This window comes from Streptomyces sp. NPDC030995, assembly GCF_055571215.1.
In genome coordinates this window covers 61,629-85,736 of sequence record NZ_JBVIFS010000015.1, presented here as the reverse complement: position 1 = coordinate 85,736, position 24,108 = coordinate 61,629, and the positions used below count along the sequence as shown (strand labels likewise).

The following is a 24,108-nucleotide window of genomic DNA, read 5'->3' as shown; positions in this document are numbered from 1 at the left end:
GGGATATGAACAGCCCCTTCCGCACCAAGACGGTGGAGCAGTCCATCCGCGACACGGAGGAGCCGGAACACGCGCTCCGCAAGTCGCTCTCCGCGTGGGACCTCACGGTGTTCGGCGTGGGTGTCATCATCGGCACCGGCATCTTCGTCCTCACCGGCATCGCGGCCAGGAACAACGCCGGACCCGCCACCGCCCTCGCCTTCGTGGCATCGGGCATCGTCTGCGCCCTCGCGGCGCTGTGTTACGCCGAGTTCGCGTCCACCGTGCCGGTGGCCGGCTCGGCGTACACGTTCTCCTTTGCCTCCCTCGGTGAGGTCCCCGCCTGGATCATCGGCTGGGACCTGGTGCTGGAATTCGCCCTGGGCACCGCGGTGGTCGCGGTCGGCTGGTCCGGGTACGTGCGCCACCTGATGCACACCAACCTCGGTTGGGACCTGCCCGTCGCGCTGGCCGGGAAGGATCAGGGCGCGGACTTCGACCTGCTGGCCTTCGTGCTGGTCCTGGCCCTGACCGCGATCCTGGTTCTGGGGACGAAGCTCTCGGCCCGGATCACCGCGATCGTGGTCGCCATCAAGGTCATCGTGGTCCTGCTGGTCATCGTCGCCGGCCTGTTCTTCGTCAAGGCCGACAACTACGAGCCGTTCGTCCCGCCGGCCCAGCCCCAGCCGGCGGGCAGCGGCTGGCACGCGCCGGCGGTCCAGGCGCTGTTCGGCTACGAGCCCACCAACTTCGGCGTCATGGGCATCTTCACCGCCGCCTCGCTGGTCTTCTTCGCCTTCATCGGCTTCGACGTCGTGGCCACCGCCGCGGAGGAGACCAGGCAGCCCCAGCGGGACATGCCACGCGGCATCCTCGGCTCGCTGTTCATCTGCACGGTCCTCTACGTCGCCGTGACCCTGGTCATCACCGGCATGCAGCACTACACGCAGATCTCGGACTCCGCCCCGCTCGCGGATGCCTTCAAGTCCGTGGATCAGCCCTTCGTCGCCAGTGCCATCGACGTGGGCGCCACCATCGGCCTGATCACCGTCTGCATGATCCTCTTGCTGGGCCAGACCCGGGTGTTCTTCGCGATGAGCCGTGACGGACTGCTGCCGCGCTTCTTCTCCGTCACCCACCCGAAGTACCGCACTCCCTACCGGGCGACCATCCTGCTCGGTGTGCTCATCGCCTTCCTCGCCGGTTTCACCAGCCTGAAGAAGCTCGCCGAACTGGTGAACATCGGCACGCTCTTCGCTTTCGTGGTCGTCGCGCTCGGAGTGATGATCCTGCGCCGCACCCGCCCCGAACTGCACCGCGCCTTCCGTACCCCGTGGGTGCCGGTGATCCCCATCCTGTCGATCGCGGCCTCGCTCTGGCTGATGCTGAACCTGCCGGTCGAGACTTGGGTCCGGTTCGGCGTCTGGATGGCCGGCGGCTTCGTCGTCTACTCGTTCTACGGCGTCTGGCACAGCCGGCTGGGCCTGGAGAGCCAGATCGGCCCCGAGACGGCGGACACGGCGCCGAAGCCCCCGCCGCCGGGCACGTGACATCCGGCGCCGGGCAACCCCGGCGGTTCAGCCGCCCTGGGCGGGAGACTTCTTCGCCGAGGCCGGTATCGGCCGGTCGTTGCGCAGGGCCTCCCACAGTGCGGTCGCCTGCGGCTCGGCCACGACCACGCGGTTCGGGTCCACCTTGTCGTAGGCGACCGGCAGCATGATCGTCTCCATCGTGTCCGGGTCCACGCCCTTCATGCTCTGCGCGAAGTCGGCCAGCGCGGTGAGCGAGTCGAGGTCGGAGTCGGTGGTCAGCGACTTGGTCCCGGCGTCCGCGAGCTTGTAGAGCCGCGCCGGGTTGCCGAGGGCGTCCTGCTTCTTGATCTCGGACAGCATCGCCATCATGAACTGCTGCTGCAGGCCTATGCGTCCGAGGTCGCTGCCATCGCCGTAGCCGTAGCGGGTACGGACGAACTTCAGCGAGTCGGCGCCGTTCAGCCGGTGCTCGCCGGCGTCCAGCTTCAGGCCGCCCTTGGCGCCGCTCATCGGCTTGTCCAGGGTGACGGTCACCCCGCCCAGCGCGTCCACCAGGCCCTTGAAGCCGGCGAAGTCCACCTCGACGAAGTGGTCCACACGAACCCCGGACAGCTGCTCGACGGTGTTCACCACGCAGGCCGGACCGGCCAGCGAATAGACGGAGTTGAACATGACCCGCTTCGCGGACGGCACGGTCTTGCCGTCCCTGTCCTTGCACTCCGGCCGGGTGATCAGGGTGTCGCGGGGGATGCTCACCGCGGTCGCCTTGGCCCGGCCCTCGGGTATGTGCACCAGCATCGCGGTGTCCGAGCGGGCCCCGCTGACGTCGCCGTGGTCGAGATCGGCATTGGCCCCGGCCCGTGAATCGGAGCCGAGCACGAGGATGTTCTGCGCGTTCGCGACCACCTTCGGCGGCCGGTTGTCCCCGATCGCCTTGTCCAGGTCGACGCTGTCGATGTTGCCGTTGAGGTGGCTGTACGCCCACCAGCCCGCGCCCGCGGCACCGAGGACGAGCAGCGCGAGCACGATGAGGACGATCCTCAGCACGCGCCGCTTGCGCGGCGCGCGTCGCCGCGCCGGTCGCTCGGCTGACGTCGGGGCAGTCTGCGTCATCGCGTCGAATTCCTTTACTGGACATCTGTTTGATCGAGAACTATAGGGGGGAGCGCCAGGGACGCCTACCACGGGCGCCGGCCCCCCGTGCCCTCGCCACGCCCGCGATGAGAGCGCGTGTTCACGCAAATGTTGGCTTGACATAAGGTGTCAGCGGACATGACGAGGCGGCGTGAGGAGGAGGGCAGAGTGGGCCGGGGTTCGGAGAGGGGCGAGCGCTCGGGGGCGCGGGGGCGCCGAAAGCGGGCAGCCGACGCCCGGCCCTCGACGCCCGAGTCGTACTCCTCCCGCGCGGCTTCCACCACGATGCTGTACGTACTGGCTCATCCCGGCGACGCGTTCACCGCGACCGGGTCCGAGCTGTACCGCTCGTTGCGCGAACCGGGCCGGCCGGTGGTCGTGGTCTGCCTGGCCCGCAGCGGCTCGGCGGAGCGGGACCGGTTGCTGCGGACGTTGGGCAGGGGTGCCTCGTGGCGGCGTACGGCCGAGTCGCTGCCCGACGGTGCGGTGCTGGACGTGTTCGCGCTCGCCGACGCCCCCCATGTCGAAGTCTGCTTCGCGGACCCGGCCGAGCCGCCCGCCCAGGGCGCCCCGGCCGAACTGGTCGAGCGAGTGGCGGCTCTGCTGGAGCTCTTCGCTCCGGGAACCGTGTGCACGCTGGACCCGGATCCCGAGCACACCGGCTGGAACGACCGCGACGGAGCCACCCGGCCCGGCCACCCGGAGCACTCCGCCGTGGCCCAGGCCACCCTGGAAGCGGTACACCGGGCCACCGCGGCCGGAGCAGCCCCGATGGTGGTGGAGTGCTTCAGGGCCTCCGGACCCTGCGAGGGGGAACCCGCCCAGATACCGGCGGTCGTGCGCTACCCCGGCCGCAGGGTCGCCCTGACCCGTGGCGCGCAGGGCCACCTCACCGCGTACGCGGCCATCGGCGGCACCCTGGCGCGCTGGACGGAGCGCACCCCCGGCGGGTCCGAGTGGGGGGAGTGCGAGCTGCTCGAGACCCCTGAACTGCTCCCCGTTCTGGCGGTGGCCCAGACCCAGCACGGCTGGGTGCACCTGATCTCGCTGCGCCGCACTCCGCATGAATCCGGCGGAGCCACGGTCGAGGTGATGCACGCCGTCCAGTACCAGAGCGGACGGCCGCTGGGGGAATGGCGCTCCCTCGGCAATCCGAACGGCGGGGGCCCGGAGAAGGGGCGGGAGGTCGGCGTACCGGCCGTGGTGGTGGACGGCGAGGGCTGCGTCCACGTCTTCGCACGGAACTTCGGCCGTGGCGTGAGCGCCCGGTCGCAGCGCCCGGACGGCTCGTGGAGCCCCTGGGAGGACGTGAAGGGCTCCGAGGTACAGGACGGCATGGTCGCCCTGGTCGACGAGGGGGGGCGCCCCGAGCTCTTCGCCCCCTCCGGCGACGGAGTGCTGCGCTGGCGAAGTGACGCCAACGGGAAGCTCCGTGAGGTGTACGAGGACCGTATGCCCCTCTTCCCGGCGCCCGGCACGGCGATCGCCGCGCTCCGCACCGGACCCGGCCGCGTCACCGTCTACGGGTGTGACACGCGCGACCGCATGCTCTACGCCTACCGGACCGACCGGGCCGCGACCGCGATCGGGACCACGGGCGGCGCCGGTGTCAGCGCCCTGCGGATGGCCATCGAGGGCTACGACTGCACGGTGCTGCTCCAGCGCTCCGCCGAAGGGCTCGTGGCCGTCGGCGCGTACCCGACCGAGCAGGAGCACGCGGGCCTGTGGTGGGAGCGGACGGGCGGCAGCGGCGTGCGGGAGCCCGCGGCCGAGGTGGACGCGCTCGGCAGGCTGGTCATCGCCTCACTGGACGGTGACGGGCGGCTCGCCGTGGTCCGTCAGGACGTGTCGGTCTCCGGACTGGCACTCGGCGGGTGGGTGACGGCGTAGAGGGACCGGGGGGTGAGCGAAGCTCGCACGACCGACCGGGGGGTTGTCGATAAAACGTTTACTCTTTTCGTATCTTGCGATGGTTGGATCGAGGCTCTGCAGTGCGAGTGTCCAGTTCCGGCATTGCGGGGAGGCCGCACGTGACGACCATGCCCGACTTTGTGACGCAGGCGGGGGCGGGGGCCGGTCATCTGCCCGGCGGGGCGGCCCGGCCGCGGGTTCCGCGCCCGCAACTTCGTGTCGGTGACGCGGGTGACCTTGCCTATGTCCACCCGAGCGCCACTCCACTGGCCGCACGGGAATGGAACCGGGTCGCGGTCGCGAATCTCCTTGATCATCTGGGAATCGCCTTCTTCGCCGTGCGCGGCAAGTCCGACCACGGCACCGTCGTGGCCGTCGTCGAGGACGACCGGATGCGTGTCGTCGAGGGGCTGGCCCGGTACCTGAGCGGCTATCCCGGCCACGTGACCCTGCTGCGCGAGCCGTCGGCGAAGGCTCCCCGCCCTGTCCCCAGCGGCGACCCGCAGGTATGGCGGGACCTGGCCTCCGCCATAGGAGTGCAGGTCAGCTGGTACCAGACCGACCTCGGCGGGCATCTGCTGCTCGGCCACGAGTACGGCTGCGCCATCGAGTTCTGGAAGCGCGAGGGCGACCGGCTGGTCGCTCCCCGCGCCAACCGGAGCGCGTGGTCCGTGGCCGGTGCCGGGCCGAACGTGTGGTGCGCGCCGCGCATGTTCAGCCGCTTCGTATCCGACGCGACGTCACAGGAGCTGGCGCCGCCGCTTGCCACCCGGCCCGAATTCCTGGCGCCCGGAGTCGAGGACATCGATTTCCCCGTGGACGCCGTTTATACGTGGGTTGACGGAAATGACCCCGTCTGGGCCGCACGCAAAGCAGCGGCAAAGGGTGAGGTGTATCACGCGGAATCCGCGAGCGATGCCCGATTCATCAGCCGTGACGAATTGCGCTATTCCATCCGATCGCTGCATTTGTTCGCCCCGTGGATCCGGAACGTCTATGTGGTGACGGACGATCAGGTGCCCGCGTGGATGCGCACCGACGTGCCCGGATTCCAGGTCGTGAGCCACCGGGAGATCTTCCGGAACCCGGCCGACCTCCCCACCTTCAACTCGCACTCCATCGAGAGCCAGCTGCACCACATCCCCGGGCTCGCCGAGCACTTCCTCTACTTCAACGACGACATGTTCATCGGCCGCCCGGTGACCCCGCAAGCCTTCTTCACCCCGGTGGGCACGGCCCGTTACTTCCCCTCGCGCAACCGCATCCCCCAAGGGCCCGTGGTGGAGACCGACACGCCCGTCGACGCCGCCTGCAAGAACAACCGGGCCCTGCTGCTGGAACGCTTCGGCCGGGTCATCACGCAGCCCATGGAGCACATCCCCTACGCGCTGCGCCGCAGCGCCATGGAGGAAGCGGAGGCGGACTTCCCCGAAGCCTGGGCGCGCACCGCGGCCAGCAGGTTCAGGGCCATGACGGACCTCTCGCCGACCTCCTCCTTCGCCCTGTACTACGCGGCCCTGACCGGCCGCGCACAGCCAGGCTCCATGCGCTTCACCTACCTCCAGCTGGCGGTGCCGGACCTCGCGGACCGGCTGCAGAAACTCCTCGACGGACGCAGCCAGTACTCCTTCTGTCTCAACGACGCCTTCTCCACCCCGGAGGACATGGAGGCACAGACGGAAGTCCTCGACGGCTTCCTCAACGCCTACTTCCCGACGCCCAGCCCCTGCGAATACGAGTGAGGAGCGCACGACATGGCTGACCCCGAAACGCTGAGCTCCGCCGCTCACGTCTACGCCAAGCTGGTGCCCCAGCCCCTGCGCGCCGCTGCCGGCAAGATGCCGCCGCAGATGCGGCGCAAGGTCAAGAAGCGGCTGAAGCGCACCCTGGCCTCCCGAGAGGCACGCCTGCACCAGCGGGCCCTGCGGCGCGTCCGCGAGAGCGACTTCAGCAACGTCCCCGAGGGCCGGGCCGAGGCCAAGGACGGGAGGGTCGGGCACGTGCACTCCGGCCTCACCCCCGACGTCGCCCTGCGGACCGACCTGAGCCTGGTCACCACCGCCTTCGACGTGGCCGAGATCCCGTGGTTCGCGGTGCCCGCCCTGGACGACCGCCGGATCTCCCTCGCCGTCCCGCAGGACCGCAAGGCCGACGTACGGCGCGTCCTGCGCGCGCTGCTGGAGGAGCACACCGGCTACGTCGTCTCCGTGTCCCCGTCCGACGAGTCGTGCGCCAACGTCCCCGGCAGCCACGTCAAGGCCTGGAACCCCTACGCCAAGGCCCGCGTGATCCGGCTGACATGGCTGCGGACCGACCCCAGCTGGTCCCTGTGGGTGGGTGAGGACCAGGGCGTGGAGATCGAGTTCTGGACGCACAACACGGCCCTCGACACCCCCCGCCTGGTCGGCCCGCGCCCCAACCGCGTGCAGCGGGTGGTGCCGGTCGAGGCCGACCCCCGGCTGATCGAGATCGGCCTCGACCGGCTCAGCGGCTACGCCGACATCGACGCGAACGCCGAACGCACCCTCACCCGCGAGGGCTTCGACGTCCCGCGCCTGGAGGAGATCACCTATCCCGTCGACGCGGTGGTCCTCTGGCAGCACTCCGAGCCCTGGGCCGAGGAACTGCTGCGCGCCACGCTCCGCTCGATCCACCAGTACGCCCCCTGGATCGACGTCGTGCACCTGGTCGCCTCCCAGCCCCTGCCCGCATGGGTCAACCCCAGCGAACGGCTGCAGCTGATCGGCGCCGCCAGGGGTACGGACCCCGCCCTGCAGCCCTTGCCCGGAGCGGCGGCCCGGTCCCTGCTCTTCCGTCCGGGCGCGTCTGTCGCCCGCCCGGTCCGTCCCTTCGACTACTTCACCCCGCTCGGCGGGACCCGGCCCCGCCGGGGCGGCTGGTCCGCCACCGAAGCCGCGGCGCCCTGGACCTCGGCGGCCTTCGCGTACACCGGGCGGGCCGTCGCGCACGGATACGCGCACGGCCCCCAGCCCCACACCGTGGAGGTCCTCGGCGCCGTCCGCGACGCGCACACCGCCAAGTGGCTCCCGCCGGACGTCCAGTACGTCTCCGAGGTCCCCGGCTCCCACCCGGTGGACGCCCTCGTCCACCACGCCGCACACGTCGTCGGGCTCGCCGATCCCTCCGGCGAGGGCACGCTCACGCTCCACGCGGGGATGCCCCGCATCACCCGACTGCTGGAGCGGCTGCTGGTACGCCGGGACACCCAGCAGATCCAACTGGTGGGCCTGGGCAGCCCCGAGGGCGCCGCCGGAACCGCCATCCTCCTCGACTTCCTGCACCGCTACTACCCGGTGCCCAGCCCGTTCGAGCTGCCGGAGCCCAGCCCCGACGAGACCCACGGGGATCCGTACGAGAGCGCTGGTCAATGGCAGTGATGAACCCCGAGGCTTCGTCACTCGTCGCCATCTACCGCAGCGTGCTGCCCACCTCGCTGCGCCGCACGCTGGCCCGCCACATCCCGATCCGGCTGCGCGGCCTGATCAAGCGGATCCTGCGCCGACTGCAGCTGGGCATCGGCCTGAGCCAATCGCTGCGCGCCCTGCGGGCCCGCAGGCGCTGGCCGCACCTGTTCCACCAGGGCGAGCGGCTCGCGGCGCTGATGGACCGCGGCGCGCAGATCGCCCTGGTCCGGCCGACCGCATCGCCGCTCGGGCTGCGCGAGGCCAATCTCGAACTCGTCGTCACCGCCCTGGAATCGGCCGGCGTCGACTACTTCGCCGTGCGCGGAGCCAGCGACTTCCGCGCCTGCTTCGCGGTCCGGTCCGAGGACCGGGAGAGGGTGCTCGACGCCCTGACCGAGAGCGGCCGGCAGGCCCCCGTCTACCTCTCCCGCGGCGACGCTCCCAAGCCGGCCCTGCGCGCCCCCCTGTGCGGATCCCGCCGTGCCCGCCGGATCGGCGCCGAAGCCGGCATCCTGCGCGTCGGCATGGTCTGGCGGGATCCCGGCGGCTCGCTCCCGCTCGGCCTGGAGTACGGCAGCGACATCGAGTTCTGGAGGACCGAGCAAGGGCGGCTGATCGCCCCCCGGCCCAACCTGGTCACCGACGAGGTGGCGCTGGACGCCCCGCGCGTGATGGTGCCGGTCTCCCGGCTCACCGGCTTCGCCTCCCGGCACACCCGGCGCACCCGCTCGGTGCGCACCCTGGAGCCGTACGCCGCCGCCCTGCCCGAGGACGTACGGTTCCCCATCGACGTCGTCTACACGTGGGTCGACGGCAACGACCCCGCCTGGCAGCACCGCCGGCGGGAGTACGGCCACGCCGGCTACCACGAGGAGGCCGCCAACGCGGCCCGCTACATCAGCCGCGACGAACTGCGTTACTCGCTGCGCTCGCTGGAGCAGAACGCCCCCTGGGTGCGCCGCATCTTCCTGGTCACCGACCGCCAGCGGCCGGCCTGGCTGGACCCGGACCACCCGCGGATCACCGTGGTGGACCACACGCAGATATTCGACGACCCGAGGGCGCTGCCGACCTTCAACTCGCACGCCATCGAGAGCCGGCTGCACCACATCGACGGGCTGGCCGAGCACTTCCTGTACTTCAACGACGACATGTTCCTCGGCAGGCCCGTCACCCCCCAGGACTTCTTCCTCTCCAACGGCACGACCAGGGTCTTCTTCTCCCCGTCCCAGGTGCCGCAGCAGAGGGTGAGCCCCGAGGACCGCCCGGTGGACGCGGCCGGCAAGAACAACCGGCGGATCATCGCCGAGCGCTTCGGCCCGACCATCGTGCAGAAGATGCGGCACGCGCCGTACCCGCTGCGCCGCTCGATCCTCTTCGAGATACAGCAGGAGTTCGCCGACCACCACCAGGGCACGAGCCTCAGCCGGTTCCGCAACGTGACGGACATTTCGATCCCGTCCTCGCTCTACCACTACTACGCGTACTTCACCGGCCGGGCGGTGCCCTCGGACATCGAGTTCGCGTATCTCGCCCTGGACAAGCCGGAGATAGAGCGGCGGATGGGAATCCTCCTCGCCCGCCGCGACCGGCAGGCGTTCTGCATCAACGACACCGTCTCCGACGGCCGGGACATGGAGCGCCAGTCCCGGATGCTGAGGAACTTCCTCGGCGCCTACTTCCCCATACCCAGTCCCTTCGAGCGGAAGGAGTACCACGCCCGATGAAAATCTCCTTCCTGATCAACAACATCTACGGGATCGGCGGTACGAACCGGACCGTCATCAACCTCGCGGAGGCCCTGTCGGCCGACCACGAGGTGGAGATCGTCTCGGTCTTCCGGCGCGCAACCGCCACAAAGTTCGAGATCTCCCCCCAGGTCACCGTCCGGCCCCTGGTCGACCTGCGGCCCGGCAAGACCGGCGCGGACCGGGGCGACCCGGGACTGGAGGAGCCCGGCTCGGTCGTACCGCGCCAGGAGGAGTTCTACGCGCAGTACAGCCGGCTCTCCGACCAGCGCATCATCGACTACCTGGCCAAGACCACCGCGGACGTGGTCATAGGGACCCGCCCGAGCCTCAACCTGTTCGTCGCGCAGTACACGCCGGACTCCGCACTGCGGGTGGCGCAGGAACACATGACCCACCTGGCCATCCCCCCGGCGGTCCGCGCCGAGATGGCCCGCGTGTACCCGCGCCTCGACGCCGTGACCACGGTCACGCAAGCGGACGCCCGCTCCTTCCTGGAGCACACCCCGGTACCCAGCGGGCTGCCCGTGGTGGGCATCCCCAACAGCGTCCCGGCGCCCGTGGTCAGGCCCTCCGAAGGCGACCGCAACGTGATCGTCAGCGCCGGCCGCATGCACCACGTCAAGCGCTACGACCTGCTGCTCGAGGCGTTCGCGCAGCTGGCCGGGGAGTTCCCCGACTGGCAGCTGCGCATCTACGGGGACGGCGGCGAGGCCGCCAAGCTGCGCACGATGGTGCACGAACTGGGCCTGGCCGGACAGGTCCTGCTGATGGGCGGCTTCTCGCCGATCGAGTCCGAGTGGGCCAAGGGTTCGATCGCGGTCGTCACCTCCAGCGCCGAGTCCTTCGGCATGACCCTCGTGGAAGCCATGCGGTGCGGGCTGCCGGTGGTCTCCACGGACTGCCCGGTCGGCCCGCGCGAGATCCTCACCCACGGCGAGGACGGCCTGCTCGTCACCAACGGGGACGCCTCCGCCGTCGCGGCGGGGCTCCGCGCGGTGATGGCCGACGGCGAGCTGCGCCGCAGGATGGCCGCCGCGGCCCTGCGCAACTCCTCCCGGTACGACCCGGCCGTGATCGCCGCCCGGTACGTCGAGCTCTTCGAGGACTGCGCGCGTCGCCGGGCGCGGTCCGACGGCAAGTACCGCAAGCCCTCCGGGAAGCTGCTCGGACGCGAATCCGGTGCGACCGCCGCGCCCGCCTCCATGCAGACCGCCGTCTGCCATGCGACCGCCGTGGACGCGGGCTGGCTCAGGCTGGCCGCGGACGGCCCCGAAGAGGGCCGGACCCGGTGGAACTTCCGGCTGCGGCACCTGGCTTCGGGCGGCACGCAGCTCCCCGACCTGCCGCTGACCACCCAGCGGGCCGTGCTCGACACGGGCGGTACCCGGTACACCGCGAACATCACCCCCGACGCTCTGGGGACCCTCGGCGACGGCCGCTGGCAGGTGATGATGGAGTCGGCCAAGGGCGAATTCGTCCACCTCAAGGCGGGCATCCGCGACACACGGTCCCTGATCGGCGTCCGGACCCGTCTGCTGGCCGAGCCGAGCGGCGAGCCCGTGCTGTGGAACCTCCCGTACGCGCAGCCCAACGGCAAGCTGATGCTCCGCACCGTCCTGCGCGCCGCGCACGCCGAGGTCTCCACCGTCCAGGTCGCCGACGACCGCATCACCATGTCCGCGGTGCTGCTGGGCGAGCTGGACCTGCTGCCCGGAGCCCGCGTGATCGTCACCCGGCGAGGGCACTACGCGTCCGAACTCTCCGTTCCCACCGATGTCTACGGCGGGCGGTTCTTCCAGGCGGACCTCCCGCTGGCCCAGGTCGTCGAAGAGCGGCTGGAGCGGTGGGAGGACTGGGACTGGTGGATCCAGCCGGATCCCTTCGACCGGCGCCGGGTCCGCGTGTGTCACCTCTTCGAGGACTTCCCCGACGTCAAGAGCGCGTGCGCGTACCCTGCGGTGCCCGTCTCCCTGGACGAGGACCCCCGATTCGTCATCGCGAGCCCGGTGCGTCCGGTGCACGTCCGACCGTACTGCTCCGTGTCCGGGGCCATGGCCATGAACGTGGTGGACCGTTGAACCGCAACAACCCTTCGATCCTGCACATCGTCGCCCACCAGGACGACGACCTGTACTTCATGAACCCGGACCTGGTCCGCTCGCTGCATGACGGAGACCGCATCACGACCGTCGTGCTGACCGCGGGCGAGGCCGACGGGGTCAACGTCGATGTGAACGACCCCGACCGCGGCTCGGTCGTACCGGACTTCGCCGGGTACAGCACGGCCCGGGGCTGCGGCCTGCGCGCGGCCTACGCCCGGATGGCCACCGGAGACCGCAACAGCCCCTGGCAGCGCGAGGTGACCGAACTCGTCCACGGCTTCGCGGTGGAGAGCTTCACCCTCCTCGCCAAGCCTTCCGTGCGGATGTACTTCTGCCAGCTACACATGGGCGTGCCCACGCAGGACGGTGCGCGCATCCGGATTCACCAGCTGTGGGAGGGCACCGCCCACAGCCAGGCCACCGTCCCGGTGTGGGGATCCGCGCTGAGCCATGTGCAGCACGTCACCCGCGAGATGGTGATCGCAGGTCTGGCCGCGCTGCTCGCCGAGACGCAGGCCACCGTGGTCCGCACCATGGACCCGGACCCCGAACACGACGGTGGCAAGCAGGACTTCGTGATGTCCGACCACCTCGACCACACCATCACGGCCCAGTTCGCCATCGCGGCCCTGGAGCGGTACCGGCAGACGGTGAACCGGGCCCCGGTCGTCGAGTACTACCGCGCCTACGCCAACCGGTTCTGGGGTGAGAACCTCGACGCGATGGAGCTGGCCGAGAAGGCCGACTACCTGTCCGTCTACATGGGCCTCGGCGCCACCCACTGCCCCCAGGGCACCTGCCGGCAGTGCGGCGACCGCCAGCTGGGCACCAACCCGTACCGCAGCACGCACATGCGCAGCAGCGCCTACCGGTTCTCGCCCGGCACCGACTGGCTGCGGCTGGGCCCGGGCGGCCGGCTCAACGCGTACGGCGTCTTCGCGGGCCGGCTCGGATTCTTCACCGAGACGGAACCCGCCACCGGGGTGTGGCACGGCCCGTTCATGCTCGACGGGGACTGGATCTCCCCTTCCCTCGCGGTGGCCGGAGCACCCGGCGGGCCCGCCCACGTGGTCGCGCTGCGCCGCCGGACGGCCGGGAACGGCAGCGTCACGGTCGACATGGTCCACGCGATGCAGAGCCCGGACGACAGCGGCTTCAGCGGCTGGCACTCGCTGGAGAATCCCGACTGGGTGCACCAGGACCCGCGCCGCCAGCGCGAGCTCGGCGTCCCGATGGCCGCCGTCGACGGGGCGGGACGGCTGCACGTCTTCGCCCGCGACTTCGATCAGGGCGTCTCCATGCGCCGGCAGAACGACCGCGGCGGCTGGGAGCCGTGGGAGAGCCTCGGTGGCCGCTTCCTCCAGGACGCGGGCATCGCGATCACCACGGAGCTCGGCACGGTCGAGCTGTACGTCCCCGGCAAGAACTCGGTGTCCCGCTGGTATCAGAAGACGGTCGGCGGCCCCTTCGTCCCGGACAACACCCTCGCCACCGGCACGGTCGCCACGGGCGGCATCACCGCCGTGGACTCCGGCGGCGGACGGATCTGCTTGTACTACCGGCAGGCCAAAACCCAGGAGGTCATGGCCTACCGACAGCACGACAACGGGCGCTGGCCCGGCTCCGGCGCCCCGCTCGGCGGCGCCGGCGGTACGGGCGCGGTCGCGGCGGCCTGGGCCCCGCAGCGCGGCGCCCGCGAGGCGTACCTGGCCCACCGCAGTGCGCGCGGCCGGCTCTGCATCTCGCTGCCCGGCGAGCCGGGGGTCCCCGGACCGCGCTGGCGGGAGGCCGGCGGGATGTTCGCGCAGGCCCCGTCGCTCGCCTACGACGCGGCAGGAGGTCTGGTCGCCGCGGTCATCGGGACCGACGGCCGGCTGCAGGTCCGCCGCCAGCTCGCCCCGGGGACCGGCGGCCCGCTGGGGCCCGCCGTGATCGTATGAGGCGTCGACGTGTGTTCGCGATGGCCGTGGCCCTGGTGCCGCTGACCATCGCGGGCTTGCTGGTACAGCGCTACGCGGCGGGGGAGAAGGAGCCGCCGGGGGAGCTGGTGCGAGTGATGCACTGGAACATCTGCGGCGCGGCCCAGAACTGCGAGAACCGGGGCGGGACCGGTTCGGGGACCTCCGTGGCCCGGCTGGCCGAGGAGGCGCAGACGCGCACCCCCGATCTGCTGACCGTCAACGAGATATGCCGTTCGCAGTACGAGGCTTTGGTGAAGCTGCTCGCCCTGCGGGGGTGGCGGATGCAGGGCGCGTACGCGCAGATGCACGACAACGTGCCGTCCTGCGGATCCGACGGTTCCTACGGACAGGCGGTCTTCTCCCGGGCGCCGCTGACCGGGCCGACCGCCTACCGGCCGTTCGCCAGTACCTCGGAGGAGTACGTGGCCAAGGGCCGCGCGGAACAGGTGCGCCGCGGCGTGCTGTGCGTACCCACGATGGTCCGGTACAGGCCTGTCGTCCTGTGCGGCGCGCACGCGGGGACCGAGCCCGAGCAGCTCACCGAGGCGCGGAAATGGTTCGCCGACGCCGCATTGTTCCCCCCGGAGATCCCGATGGTGTTCGCGGGGGACTTGAACCAGCAGCCCAACGAGCCCTCCCTGGCGGGTCTCTACGCGCACACCCGGGGCCCGAAGGACTCGGGCGACCCGAGCGGCCGCTTCATCGAGGCGGACGAGACGGACCGGTCCTGGTTCGCGCAGGGAGCGGCGGGCGGGGTCCAGTGCTCGGCGTCGGAGACCGACCGGTGCCGCAACGGGGCGCCGACCGCGATCGACGGCCGGAAGATCGACTACATCTTCGCCACCGAAGAGCACTTCGACAGCCCCACGGGGCGCACCGCCGATTTCCCCGAATCCGACCACTCGCTCTACGAGGGCACCTTCCGCTTCCGCGACTGAGCCGGCGGCGCACGACGAAAAAGCGGGCTGTACGGGAGGTGACCCCGTACAGCCCGCTTCTCGTGTGTCGCGGGTGACCCGTTACGCCGGGACGCTCGCCACGCCGGGGGCGAGGAACTTCTTGCCGTTCACGCGCTCCGAGACGCCTTCACGGTCCAGGTACGGCGTGATGCCGCCCAGGTGGAAGGGCCAGCCGGCACCGGTGATGAGGCAGAGGTCGATGTCCTGGGCCTCGGCCACGACACCCTCCTCCAGCATCAGGCCGATCTCCTGCGCCACCGCGTCCAGGACGCGGTCGCGGACCTGCTCCTCCGTCAGGACGACGTCGCCCTGCACCAGGAGGGCGGCGACCTCGGGGTCCAGCTCCGGCTTGCCGGAGTCGTAGACGTAGAAGCCGCGCTTGCCGGCCTTGACGACCGCAGCGAGGTTCGGGGAGACGGTGAAGCGCTCCGGGAAGGCGCGGTTCAGGGTCTCGGAGACGTGCAGACCGATCGCCGGGCCGACGAGCTCCAGCAGCACCAGCGGGGACATCGGCAGGCCGAGCGGCTCGATGGCCTTCTCGGCGGTGACCACCGGGGTGCCCTCGTCGATGACGTTCTGGATCTCGCCCATGAAGCGGGTCAGGATGCGGTTCACGACGAACGCCGGGGCGTCCTTGGTGAGGACCGCGGTCTTCTTCAGCTTCTTGGCGACACCGAAGGCCGTGGCCAGCGAGGCCTCGTCCGTCTGCTCACCGCGGACGATCTCCAGCAGGGGGAGGATCGCGACCGGGTTGAAGAAGTGGAAGCCGACCACGCGCTCCGGGTGCTGGAGCTTGGAGGCCATCTCGGAGACCGAAAGCGAGGAGGTGTTGGTGGCGAGGATCGCGTGCGCCGGGGCGACAGCCTCGACCTCCGCGAACACCTTCTGCTTGACGGACATCTCCTCGAACACGGCCTCGATGATGAAGTCCGCGTCCGCGAAGCCCTCGGCCTTGTCCAGGACGCCGGTCACCAGGGCGGTCAGGCGGTTGGCCTTGTCCTGGTTGATGCGGCCCTTGCCGAGCAGCTTCTGGATCTCGGCGTGGACGTAGCCCACACCCTTGTCCACGCGCTCCTGGTCGATGTCGGTGAGGACCACCGGCACCTCCAGGCGGCGCAGGAACAGCAGCGCCAGCTGCGAGGCCATCAGGCCCGCGCCGACGACGCCGACCTTGGTGACCGGACGGGCCAGGGACTTGTCCGGGGCGCCGGCCGGGCGCTTGCCGCGCTTCTGGACCAGGTTGAAGGCGTAGATGCCCGAGCGCAGCTCGCCGCCCATGATGAGGTCCGCGAGGGCGGTGTCCTCGGCGTCGAAGCCGGCCTGGAGGTCGCCGTCCTTGGCCGCGGCGATGATGTCCAGCGCGCGGTAGGCGGCCGGAGCGGCGCCGTGCACCTTGGAGTCCGCGATGAAGCGGCCCTTGGCGACGGCCGCGTCCCAGGCCTCGCCGCGGTCGACCTCGGCGCGTACGACCTCGGTCTCGCCCTTGAGGACCTTCGCGGTCCACAGGAGCGACTGCTCCAGGAAGTCGGCGCCCTCGAAGATCGCGTCGGCGATGCCGAGCTCGAAGACCTGCTTGCCCTTGAGCTGGCGGTTCTGGTTGAGCGAGTTCTCGATGATCACCGAGACCGCGCGCTCCGCACCGATCAGGTTCGGCAGGATGGCGCAGCCGCCCCAGCCCGGGACCAGACCGAGGAAGACCTCGGGCAGCGAGAAGGCCGGGATGGCCTTGGAGACGGTGCGGTAGGTGCAGTGCAGACCGACCTCGACACCGCCGCCCATCGCCGCGCCGTTGTAGTAGGCGAAGGTCGGGACCGCGAGGGCCGACAGGCGCTTGAAGACGTCGTGGCCGCCCTTGCCGATGGCGAGCGCCTCGTCGTGCTTCTTCAGCAGCTCGACACCCTTGAGGTCGGCGCCGACCGCGAAGATGAACGGCTTGCCGGTGATGCCGGCGCCGACGATGGAGCCCGCGAGGGCCTCCTGCTCGACCTGGTCGATCGCCGCGTTCAGGTTGGCGAGGGACTGCGGGCCGAAGGTGGTCGGCTTGGTGTGGTCGAAGCCGTTGTCCAGCGTGATGAGCGCGAAGCGCCCGGCGCCGAACGGCAGGTCCAGGTGGCGGACGTGCGCGGACGTGACGACCTCGTCCGGGAACAGCTCGGCTGCGCCCTTCAGGAGCTCGGCGGTGGTGCTCACTTGGAGTCTCCCTCGGCGTTGAAGTTCGGGTTCTCCCAGATGACCGTGGCGCCCATGCCGAAGCCGACGCACATGGTGGTCAGGCCGTAGCGGACGTGCGGCTGCTCCTCGAACTGGCGGGCCAGCTGCGTCATCAGGCGCACGCCGGACGAGGCGAGCGGGTGACCGAAGGCGATGGCGCCGCCGTACTGGTTCACGCGGGCGTCGTCGTCGGCGATGCCGTAGTGCTCCAGGAAGGCCAGCACCTGCACGGCGAAGGCCTCGTTGACCTCGAACAGGCCGATGTCCTCGATGGACAGGCCGGCCTGGGCGAGGGCCTTCTCGGTGGCCGGGATCGGGCCGTAGCCCATGACCTCCGGCTCGACACCCGCGAAGGAGTACGAGACCAGGCGCATCTTGACCGGGAGGTTGTTCTCGCGGGCGAAGTCCTCGGACGCGATGATCGCGGCGGTGGCACCGTCGTTGAGACCGGCGGCGTTGCCCGCGGTGACCCGGCCGTGCGTACGGAACGGGGTCTTCAGGCCGGCCAGGTTCTCCAGCGTGGTGCCCGGGCGCATCGGCTCGTCGGTGGTGACCAGGCCCCAGCCCGTCTCACCGGCCGCCTCGTTGGTGTTGCGCACCGAGATCGGGACGAGGTCCTGCTGGATCTTGCCGTCGGCGTACGCCTTGGCGGCCTTCTCCTGCGAGCGCACGGCGTACTCGTCGGCGCGGAGCTTGGTGATCGTCGGGTACCGGTCGTGCAGGTTCTCGGCGGTCATGCCCATGAACAGGGCGGACTCGTCGACCAGCTTCTCGGAGACGAAGCGCGGGTTCGGGTCCACGCCCTCGCCCATGGGGTGGCGGCCCATGTGCTCGACACCGCCGGCGAGGGCGACGTCGTACGCACCGAAGGCCACGCCGCCCGCGACGGCGGTCACGGCGGTCAGCGCGCCGGCGCACATGCGGTCGATGGAGTAGCCCGGGACGGACTGCGGGAGGCCCGCGAGGATGCCGGCGGTACGGCCCAGCGTCAGGCCCTGGTCGCCGATCTGGGTGGTCGCGGCGATGGCGACCTCGTCGATCTTCGCGGGGTCCAGGTCCGGGTTGCGGCGCAGCAGCTCCCGGATCGCCTTCACGACGAGGTCGTCGGCGCGGGTCCCGTTGTAGATGCCCTTCGGGCCCGCCTTGCCGAACGGGGTGCGGACGCCGTCGACGAAGACGACGTCCCTGACGGTACGAGGCACGTTGGCTCTCCTCCAGGTGCGGGTGTGCACTGCTGCGCGGGGGCATGCTCGACTTGCGTTACTGAGCGCCCGCTCACCCGACCCATGCTACTTGCGGGTAACCAATGTGCACACCCCCTCCCCGAGGAGCGGCGAAGGTCACACCCCGACCCGGCGGCCGGACCGTGCGCCCCGACCGATCGGACCCGTACGGCCAACCCGTTCAGGTCACGTGCGCGCGGCCCCCGGCCGGGGTCGTGGCGCGGCTCCGGCGGAGTCCCGATCCTGGCCGGGCAGCCGGAGCGTCCCCGCCGGCTGAGTCGACGGATCGGATGCGAGCGATGCCCCCCATGAATGTCCATGACCACGCGGTCCAGCACATCTCCGCCGTCCCCGCCAACGCGGGGCAGACCGTCCGGCTGTTCGTGCGGGAGTACGACGGCACGCCCTCCGGTCCCAACGCGCAGCGCAAGGCCGTACTGATGCTGCACGGCCGGAGCATTCCGTCGGTCGTGGCCTTCGACCTCCAGCACGACGGCGGCAAGTACAGCTGGGCGCAGTACCTGGCCAAGGCCGGATTCGACGTGTTCCTCATGGAACTCACGGGCTCCGGCCTGTCACCGCGGCCGGAGATGGACAAGCCCTGCAACACCAACCCGCAGCACCAGGCGATCCTGGACCCGAACCCGCTGTCGTACACCTGCACCGCGCCCTACCCGCACGAGCTCGGGAACTCGGAGAGCGAGTGGGGCGAGGTCGACGAGGTCGTCGAGTACATCAAGAGCCAGCGGGGCGTGAGCAAGGTCGCGCTCGTCGGCCAGTCCGCCGCCGCCTATGTGCTCGGGCCGTACGCGATCCAGAACCCCGTCAAGGTGGAGAGCCTGCTGCTCCTCGCGCCGATCTATCCGCCCGACGGCCGCGCCAGCGTGCCGCCGAAGAGCTTCGGCGCACCGGTCGGCTCCTTCCCCGTGTCCACCCCGCCCTCCCTGTTCGGCTTTCCGATGCACCTGTCCAGCAAGCCGGGCCTCACCAGTGCCTGGGACAAGGAGGTGCGGTGCCCGGACCAGCGGGCGCCCGGCATGGTCGACGCGGTGTGGAAGGAGTGCATGGCCGTCGACGCGGTCGGGGCGAACTGGGGCGGCCCGACGTCCGGACAGCCCGAGGGCGCGATCCGGTTCCGCAACTCCTACTGGTGGGGCTGGAACAAGGACACCGTCGCGCTCGGCAACGTACTCGGGGACAAGGTGCCGGTGATGATCGTCTACGGAGAGCACGACATGACGGCGAACACGCCGACCTTCTCGGTTCCGGCGCTCTACGACGCGATCCCCGGCACCCGCAAGCTGATGTTCCGGGTGGCCTGCGCCGGACACTCCATGGTCTGGGAGCGCCAGTCCAAGGCCCTGCACCACCTGTCCAAGCAGTGGCTCAAGCACGGCAAGGTCGAAGACCTCGACAAGGGCAGCTACTCCGTGGACGAGGAAGGCGCCGTCACGGACATGATCTAGGGGGTGTCTTGCGAAGCCCCCGGCGCCGGGCCGGGGGCTCGCGCCGTCCATCAGGCGGTGGCGGTCGCCAGCGCCGTCACCAGGACCGGGGTCACCTGTTCGATCTGCCAGGGCCGGGCGCCGTAGCCCGCCAGGGCCTCCGCCACCGCGTCCGCGTCGAGCCGCTGCGGCGGCTCCCAGCACAGCCGGCGGACCGTATCCGGAGTGATCAGGTTCTCCTGGGGCAGGTTCAGCCCCTCCGCCAGCGTCGAGACGGCGGTGCGGGCCGCCGACAGCCGGGCCGCGGCCGCCGGGTCCTTGTCCACCCAGGAGCGCGGCGGCGGGGGACCGGCCGGGGTCGCCCCCGGCTGCGGCAGCTCGTTCTCGGGCAGGGCCTTGGCCCGGTCCACGGCGGCCATCCACTGGTCCAGCTGACGCCGGCCCATCCGCTGCCCGTAGCCGGGCAGGGCGGACAGGGTCTGCACGTTCGCCGGCAGGGCGAGGGCGGCCTCGACGATCGCGGCGTCGCCCAGCACCTTGCCGGGAGACACGTCACGCCGCTGCGCGATCCGGTCCCGGGACTCCCACAGCTCCCGTACGACCGCCATCTGGCGGCGCCGGCGCACCTTGTGCATGCCGGACGTACGGCGCCACGGGTCCTTGCGCGGCGGGGCGGGCGGAGCGGAGGCGATGGCGTCGAACTCCTGGTGGGCCCACTCCAGCTTGCCCTGCCGGTCCAGCTCCTTCTCCAGCGCGTCCCGCAGGTCCACCAGCAGCTCCACGTCCAGCGCGGCGTAGCGCAGCCACGGCTCGGGAAGCGGGCGGGTGGACCAGTCGACGGCGGAGTGCCCCTTCTCCAGCGCGTAGCCGAGCACGCTCTCGACCATCGCGCCGAGACCGACCCGCGGGAAACCGGCGAGGCGGCCGGCCAGCTCGGTGTCGAACAGGGAGGTGGGCACCATGCCTATTTCCCGCAGGCACGGCAGGTCCTGGGTGGCAGCGTGCAGGATCCACTCGGTGCCGGACAGGGCCTCGCCCAGTGCGGACAGATCGGGGCAGCCGACCGGGTCGATCAGCGCGGATCCCGCACCCTCGCGACGCAGCTGCACCAGGTAGGCGCGCTGGCCGTAGCGGTATCCGGAGGCTCGCTCGGCGTCGACGGCGACGGGGCCGGTGCCCGCGGCGAAGGCCGCGACCACTTCGGCGAGGGCGTCGGCGTCGGCGACCACGGGAGGAATCCCCTCACGGGGTTCCAGCAGGGGAATCGGCCCATCGGACGAACTGACGACTTCGTCCGGGGGGCCGCCCCCGGTGGTGGTGCGCAGGTCTGCTGCGGTCTCTTGGGCGTCGGTCACCGGTCAAGGGTATCCGTGGATACGACGCGCCCGTCGCCGGAATGTTCCGTCGACGGGCGCGATCAGTATGCCGGGAGTTTTCCGGGGGGACCCTGGGGGTCCCCCCGGACGGAGTCTGGGGGAGGTTATCCGGGAGCTCCGGCCCGCGCTCAGTGGATGATCCCGGTCCGCAGCGCCACGGCGACCATTCCGGCGCGGTCACCGGTGCCCAGCTTGCGGGCGATCCGGGCGAGGTGGGACTTGACGGTCAGGGCGGACAGACCCATCGAGACGCCGATGGCCTTGTTGGACTGGCCCTCCGCGACGAGGCGCAGGACCTCGACCTCGCGGCCGGAGAGCTCTCGGTAGCCGCCCGGGTGGCTCGGGGCACCCGGGGGGCGGCGGTGCATACGGGCGGCTGCAGCGCCGATGGGGGCGGCGCCGGGCCGGGTGGGGAGCCCGATGTTGGTCCGCGTACCGGTGACGACGTAGCCCTTCACTCCGCCCGCGAGGGCGTTGCGTACGGCGCCGATGTCGTCGGCGGCGGACAGGGCCAGGCCGTTCGGCCAGCCGGCGGCACGGGTCTCGGAGAGCAGGGTGAGACCGGAACCGTCGGGCAGGTGTACGTCGGCCACGCAGATGTCGCGCGGGCTGCCGACGCGGGGGCGGGCCTCCGCGATGGACGACGCCTCGATCACGTCACGTACTCCGAGGGCCCACAGATGGCGGGTCACGGTGGAACGGACGCGCGGGTCGGCCACGACGACCATGGCCGTCGGCTTGTTCGGGCGGTAGGCGACCAGGCTTGCGGGCTGCTCGAGAAGAACGGACACCTAGGCCTCCTGGGGGAGTGGCGGGACGGCCGGCTCGGGGAAGGAAGCCGGTGCGAACCGTGCGGATGGTCACTGACTCCTTCGGCACGTCACCCGCTCGGCTTTAGGGAATGATCACGATTTGGTGAGTAACAATTCGGGCAATTCGGACGCACGATCGATCATCGGGTGATCAGAAGCCCGCAACGGAGGCCGCCTTGCGACACTCTTCCCCCAGCTACCGCTGGGAGGTGCCCCCAGGGCTTCGATCGACGGTTCCCCGAATTCCGGCGGCCGTGCGGCGGCCCGTGCGACGGCCCGTGCGACGGGCCGTGCGGCGGGCATGGGGTCGGCCGGACGGACGTGCGCCTACGGGTGGTGCGGGCCGCGCCGCTGTGGCAGGGAGACCACTCCCGTGACGGTGTCCGTGGGCCCCACCGGCGGCAGCCCGGCGATCTGGCACAGCAGCTCGCACCACGCCGACAGGTGCGCCGAGGTGTCCGGCACCCCACCCACCCCCTCGCGCGGCGTCCACGAGGCTCTGATCTCGATCTGCGTCGCCGGCCGCCGCTCCGCGAGCCCGCCGAAGTAGTGCGAGCTCGCCATGGTCACGGTCCCGCTCGCCTCCCCGTACGTCAGGCCGCGCGCGTCCAGCGCCCCCGTCAGCCAGGACCAGCAGACCTCCGGCAGGAGCGGGTCCGCGGCCATCTCCGGCTCCAGCTCCGCCCGTACGAGCGTCACCAGCCGGAAGGTACCGTGCCAGGCTTCGTGCCCGGCCGGATCGTGGAGCAGGATGAGCCGGCCGTCGGCCAGATCGTCCTCCCCGTCCACGACCGCGGCCTCCAGCGCGTAGGCGTGCGGGGCCAGTCTCTGGGGCGGTTTCGTGGGGTCGATCTCGATCCCCGAACGCAGCCGCGCCTTCTTCAAGCCGTCGACCGCCCGCCGGAACGGGAGCGGGACGGAGCTCTCCTCCGCGCTGTCCATACCGTCAGCGCCATCTGAAAATCGTCCCTGAGCCGCAGCCATGCCGGGAAGACTAGGCGGAATGAGCGCCCGTACGGCGCAGGGACACCCGCGCCTTGCCGGGCACTTCTTCATACGTGCGAAGATTTGGGTCGTGAGCGCCAACGAGACCCCCAAGGGCCAGCCGAGTCAGACGTACGATTCCGCCTTCCTGAAGGCGTGCCGGCGTGAGCCGGTGCCGCACACCCCGGTGTGGTTCATGCGGCAGGCGGGGCGCTCGCTCCCGGAGTACCGGAAACTGCGCGAGGGGACCCAGATGCTGGAGTCCTGCATGCGCCCCGACCTGGTCACCGAGATCACCATGCAGCCGGTGCGGCGCCACAACGTCGACGCGGCGATCTTCTTCTCCGACATCGTGGTCCCGCTGAAGGCCATCGGCGTCGACCTGGACATCAAGCCGGGCATCGGCCCGGTCGTGGCCCAGCCGATCCGCCGCCGCGAGGACCTCGCACAGCTGCGCGACCTCACCCCTGAGGACGTCTCGTACGTCACCGAGGCGATCGGCATGCTCACGGGTGAACTGGGCTCCACGCCGTTGATCGGCTTCGCGGGCGCGCCGTTCACTCTCGCGAGCTACCTGGTCGAGGGCGGCCCCTCGAAGAACCACGAGCACACCAAGGCCCTGATGTACGGGGACCCGGAGCTGTGGGCCGACCTGCTGGACCGCCTCGCGGAGATCACCTCCGCCTTCCTGAAGGTCCAGATCGAGGCGGGCGTCTCGGCCGTCCAGCTCTTCGACTCCTGGGTCGGCGCGCTCGCCCCGGCGGACTACCGCCGCTCGGTCATGCCCGCGTCGACGAAGGTCTTCGAGTCGGTGGCCTCGTACGGGATCCCCCGCATCCACTTCGGTGTGGGCACGGGCGAGCTGCTCGGCCTGATGGGTGAAGCCGGCGCGGACGTCATGGGCGTCGACTGGCGGATCCCGATGGACGAGGCCGTCCGCCGCGTCGGCCCGGGCAAGGCGCTCCAGGGCAACCTGGACCCGGCCGTGCTGTTCTCCACTCCGGAGGCGGTCGAGGCCAAGACGGACGAGGTCCTCGCGGCCGCCGCGGGTCTGGAGGGCCACGTCTTCAACCTCGGCCACGGCGTCCTCCCGACGACGGACCCGGACGCCCTGACCCGCCTGGTGGACTACGTCCACACCCGTACGCAGCGCTAGCGGCCCCTGCGGGCCGTCCGCTGGGGCTCCGCCCCAGACCCCGCGCCTCAAACGCCGGCGGGGCTGGATTTTGGCTGAGCTGCGCTCGAAGGTGCCGGCCGGCGGGCTGAATTGCCGCGCAGCGGCAATTCCAGCCCCGCCGGCGAT

General features: G+C 70.9%; 16 protein-coding genes. 10 read left to right on the top strand and 6 right to left on the bottom strand.

What is annotated here, in order from left to right:
• Window positions 1-5 precede the first annotated feature (5 nt).
• Window positions 6-1,529, top strand: coding sequence for an amino acid permease (locus ACZ45T_RS22515; protein WP_468444169.1), 1,524 nt, complete (start codon window positions 6-8; stop codon window positions 1,527-1,529).
• A gap of 27 nt (window positions 1,530-1,556) precedes the next feature.
• Here the strand turns inward: ACZ45T_RS22515 and ACZ45T_RS22510 are convergent, their stop codons facing one another.
• Window positions 1,557-2,624 (bottom strand): LCP family protein, encoded by a 1,068-nt coding sequence (locus tag ACZ45T_RS22510; protein ID WP_468443973.1) that lies wholly within the window; start codon window positions 2,622-2,624, stop codon window positions 1,557-1,559.
• A gap of 159 nt (window positions 2,625-2,783) precedes the next feature.
• Here ACZ45T_RS22510 and ACZ45T_RS22505 point away from each other — a divergent pair, with 159 nt between their 5' ends.
• The 7 genes from ACZ45T_RS22505 to ACZ45T_RS22475 all read left to right on the top strand — a co-directional run bounded on the left by ACZ45T_RS22505 (window position 2,784) and on the right by ACZ45T_RS22475 (window position 14,733).
• Window positions 2,784-4,535, top strand: coding sequence for a PIG-L family deacetylase (locus ACZ45T_RS22505; protein WP_468443971.1), 1,752 nt, complete (start codon window positions 2,784-2,786; stop codon window positions 4,533-4,535).
• A gap of 149 nt (window positions 4,536-4,684) precedes the next feature.
• Window positions 4,685-6,298, top strand: a complete 1,614-nt coding sequence (locus tag ACZ45T_RS22500) for a stealth family protein (protein ID WP_468444167.1) — start codon at window positions 4,685-4,687, stop codon at window positions 6,296-6,298.
• A 12-nt stretch (window positions 6,299-6,310) separates the two neighbouring features.
• Window positions 6,311-7,954: a sugar phosphotransferase gene (locus ACZ45T_RS22495; protein WP_468443969.1), complete on the top strand. Its 1,644-nt coding sequence runs from the start codon at window positions 6,311-6,313 to the stop codon at window positions 7,952-7,954.
• Window positions 7,945-9,708 (top strand): stealth conserved region 3 domain-containing protein, encoded by a 1,764-nt coding sequence (locus tag ACZ45T_RS22490; protein WP_468443967.1) that lies wholly within the window; start codon window positions 7,945-7,947, stop codon window positions 9,706-9,708. Before ACZ45T_RS22495 ends, ACZ45T_RS22490 begins: the two co-directional genes overlap by 10 nt.
• Window positions 9,705-11,810: a glycosyltransferase family 4 protein gene (locus ACZ45T_RS22485; RefSeq protein WP_468443965.1), complete on the top strand. Its 2,106-nt coding sequence runs from the start codon at window positions 9,705-9,707 to the stop codon at window positions 11,808-11,810. The genes ACZ45T_RS22490 and ACZ45T_RS22485 overlap by 4 nt, the downstream gene beginning before the upstream one ends.
• Window positions 11,807-13,774, top strand: a complete 1,968-nt coding sequence (locus ACZ45T_RS22480; protein ID WP_468443963.1) for a PIG-L family deacetylase — start codon at window positions 11,807-11,809, stop codon at window positions 13,772-13,774. Before ACZ45T_RS22485 ends, ACZ45T_RS22480 begins: the two co-directional genes overlap by 4 nt.
• Entirely contained in the window at window positions 13,771-14,733 is a 963-nt protein-coding gene (locus tag ACZ45T_RS22475; protein ID WP_468443961.1) for an endonuclease/exonuclease/phosphatase family protein, read from the top strand. Before ACZ45T_RS22480 ends, ACZ45T_RS22475 begins: the two co-directional genes overlap by 4 nt.
• Window positions 14,734-14,814: 81 nt before the next feature.
• Here the strand turns inward: ACZ45T_RS22475 and ACZ45T_RS22470 are convergent, their stop codons facing one another.
• Window positions 14,815-16,944: a 3-hydroxyacyl-CoA dehydrogenase NAD-binding domain-containing protein gene (locus tag ACZ45T_RS22470; protein WP_468443959.1), complete on the bottom strand. Its 2,130-nt coding sequence runs from the start codon at window positions 16,942-16,944 to the stop codon at window positions 14,815-14,817.
• Window positions 16,941-18,167 carry a thiolase family protein gene (locus ACZ45T_RS22465; RefSeq protein ID WP_266634213.1) on the bottom strand — a complete coding sequence of 409 codons (1,227 nt, stop codon included), beginning with the start codon at window positions 18,165-18,167 and terminating at the stop codon, window positions 16,941-16,943. Before ACZ45T_RS22465 ends, ACZ45T_RS22470 begins: the two co-directional genes overlap by 4 nt.
• 329 nt (window positions 18,168-18,496) lie before the next feature.
• On the opposite strand from ACZ45T_RS22465, the gene ACZ45T_RS22460 reads away from it, so the two are divergent.
• Window positions 18,497-19,654: an alpha/beta hydrolase gene (locus ACZ45T_RS22460; protein ID WP_468443957.1), complete on the top strand. Its 1,158-nt coding sequence runs from the start codon at window positions 18,497-18,499 to the stop codon at window positions 19,652-19,654.
• Window positions 19,655-19,704: 50 nt separating this feature from the next.
• Here ACZ45T_RS22460 and ACZ45T_RS22455 read toward each other — a convergent pair whose 3' ends face one another.
• The 3 genes from ACZ45T_RS22455 to ACZ45T_RS22445 all read right to left on the bottom strand — a co-directional run bounded on the left by ACZ45T_RS22455 (window position 19,705) and on the right by ACZ45T_RS22445 (window position 22,805).
• Complete coding sequence (locus ACZ45T_RS22455; protein ID WP_468443955.1) at window positions 19,705-20,988, bottom strand: HRDC domain-containing protein; 1,284 nt, start codon at window positions 20,986-20,988, stop codon at window positions 19,705-19,707.
• 149 nt (window positions 20,989-21,137) lie between these two features.
• On the bottom strand, window positions 21,138-21,800 hold the full coding sequence (locus ACZ45T_RS22450) for a helix-turn-helix transcriptional regulator (protein ID WP_007267191.1): 663 nt from the start codon (window positions 21,798-21,800) through the stop codon (window positions 21,138-21,140).
• Between the two features lie 348 nt (window positions 21,801-22,148).
• Entirely contained in the window at window positions 22,149-22,805 is a 657-nt protein-coding gene (locus ACZ45T_RS22445; RefSeq protein WP_468443953.1) for a DUF3000 domain-containing protein, read from the bottom strand.
• 91 nt (window positions 22,806-22,896) lie between these two features.
• Between ACZ45T_RS22445 and hemE the strand changes: the two genes are divergently transcribed.
• Window positions 22,897-23,961 (top strand): uroporphyrinogen decarboxylase, encoded by a 1,065-nt coding sequence (hemE, locus tag ACZ45T_RS22440; protein ID WP_468443951.1) that lies wholly within the window; start codon window positions 22,897-22,899, stop codon window positions 23,959-23,961.
• Window positions 23,962-24,108 lie beyond the last annotated feature (147 nt).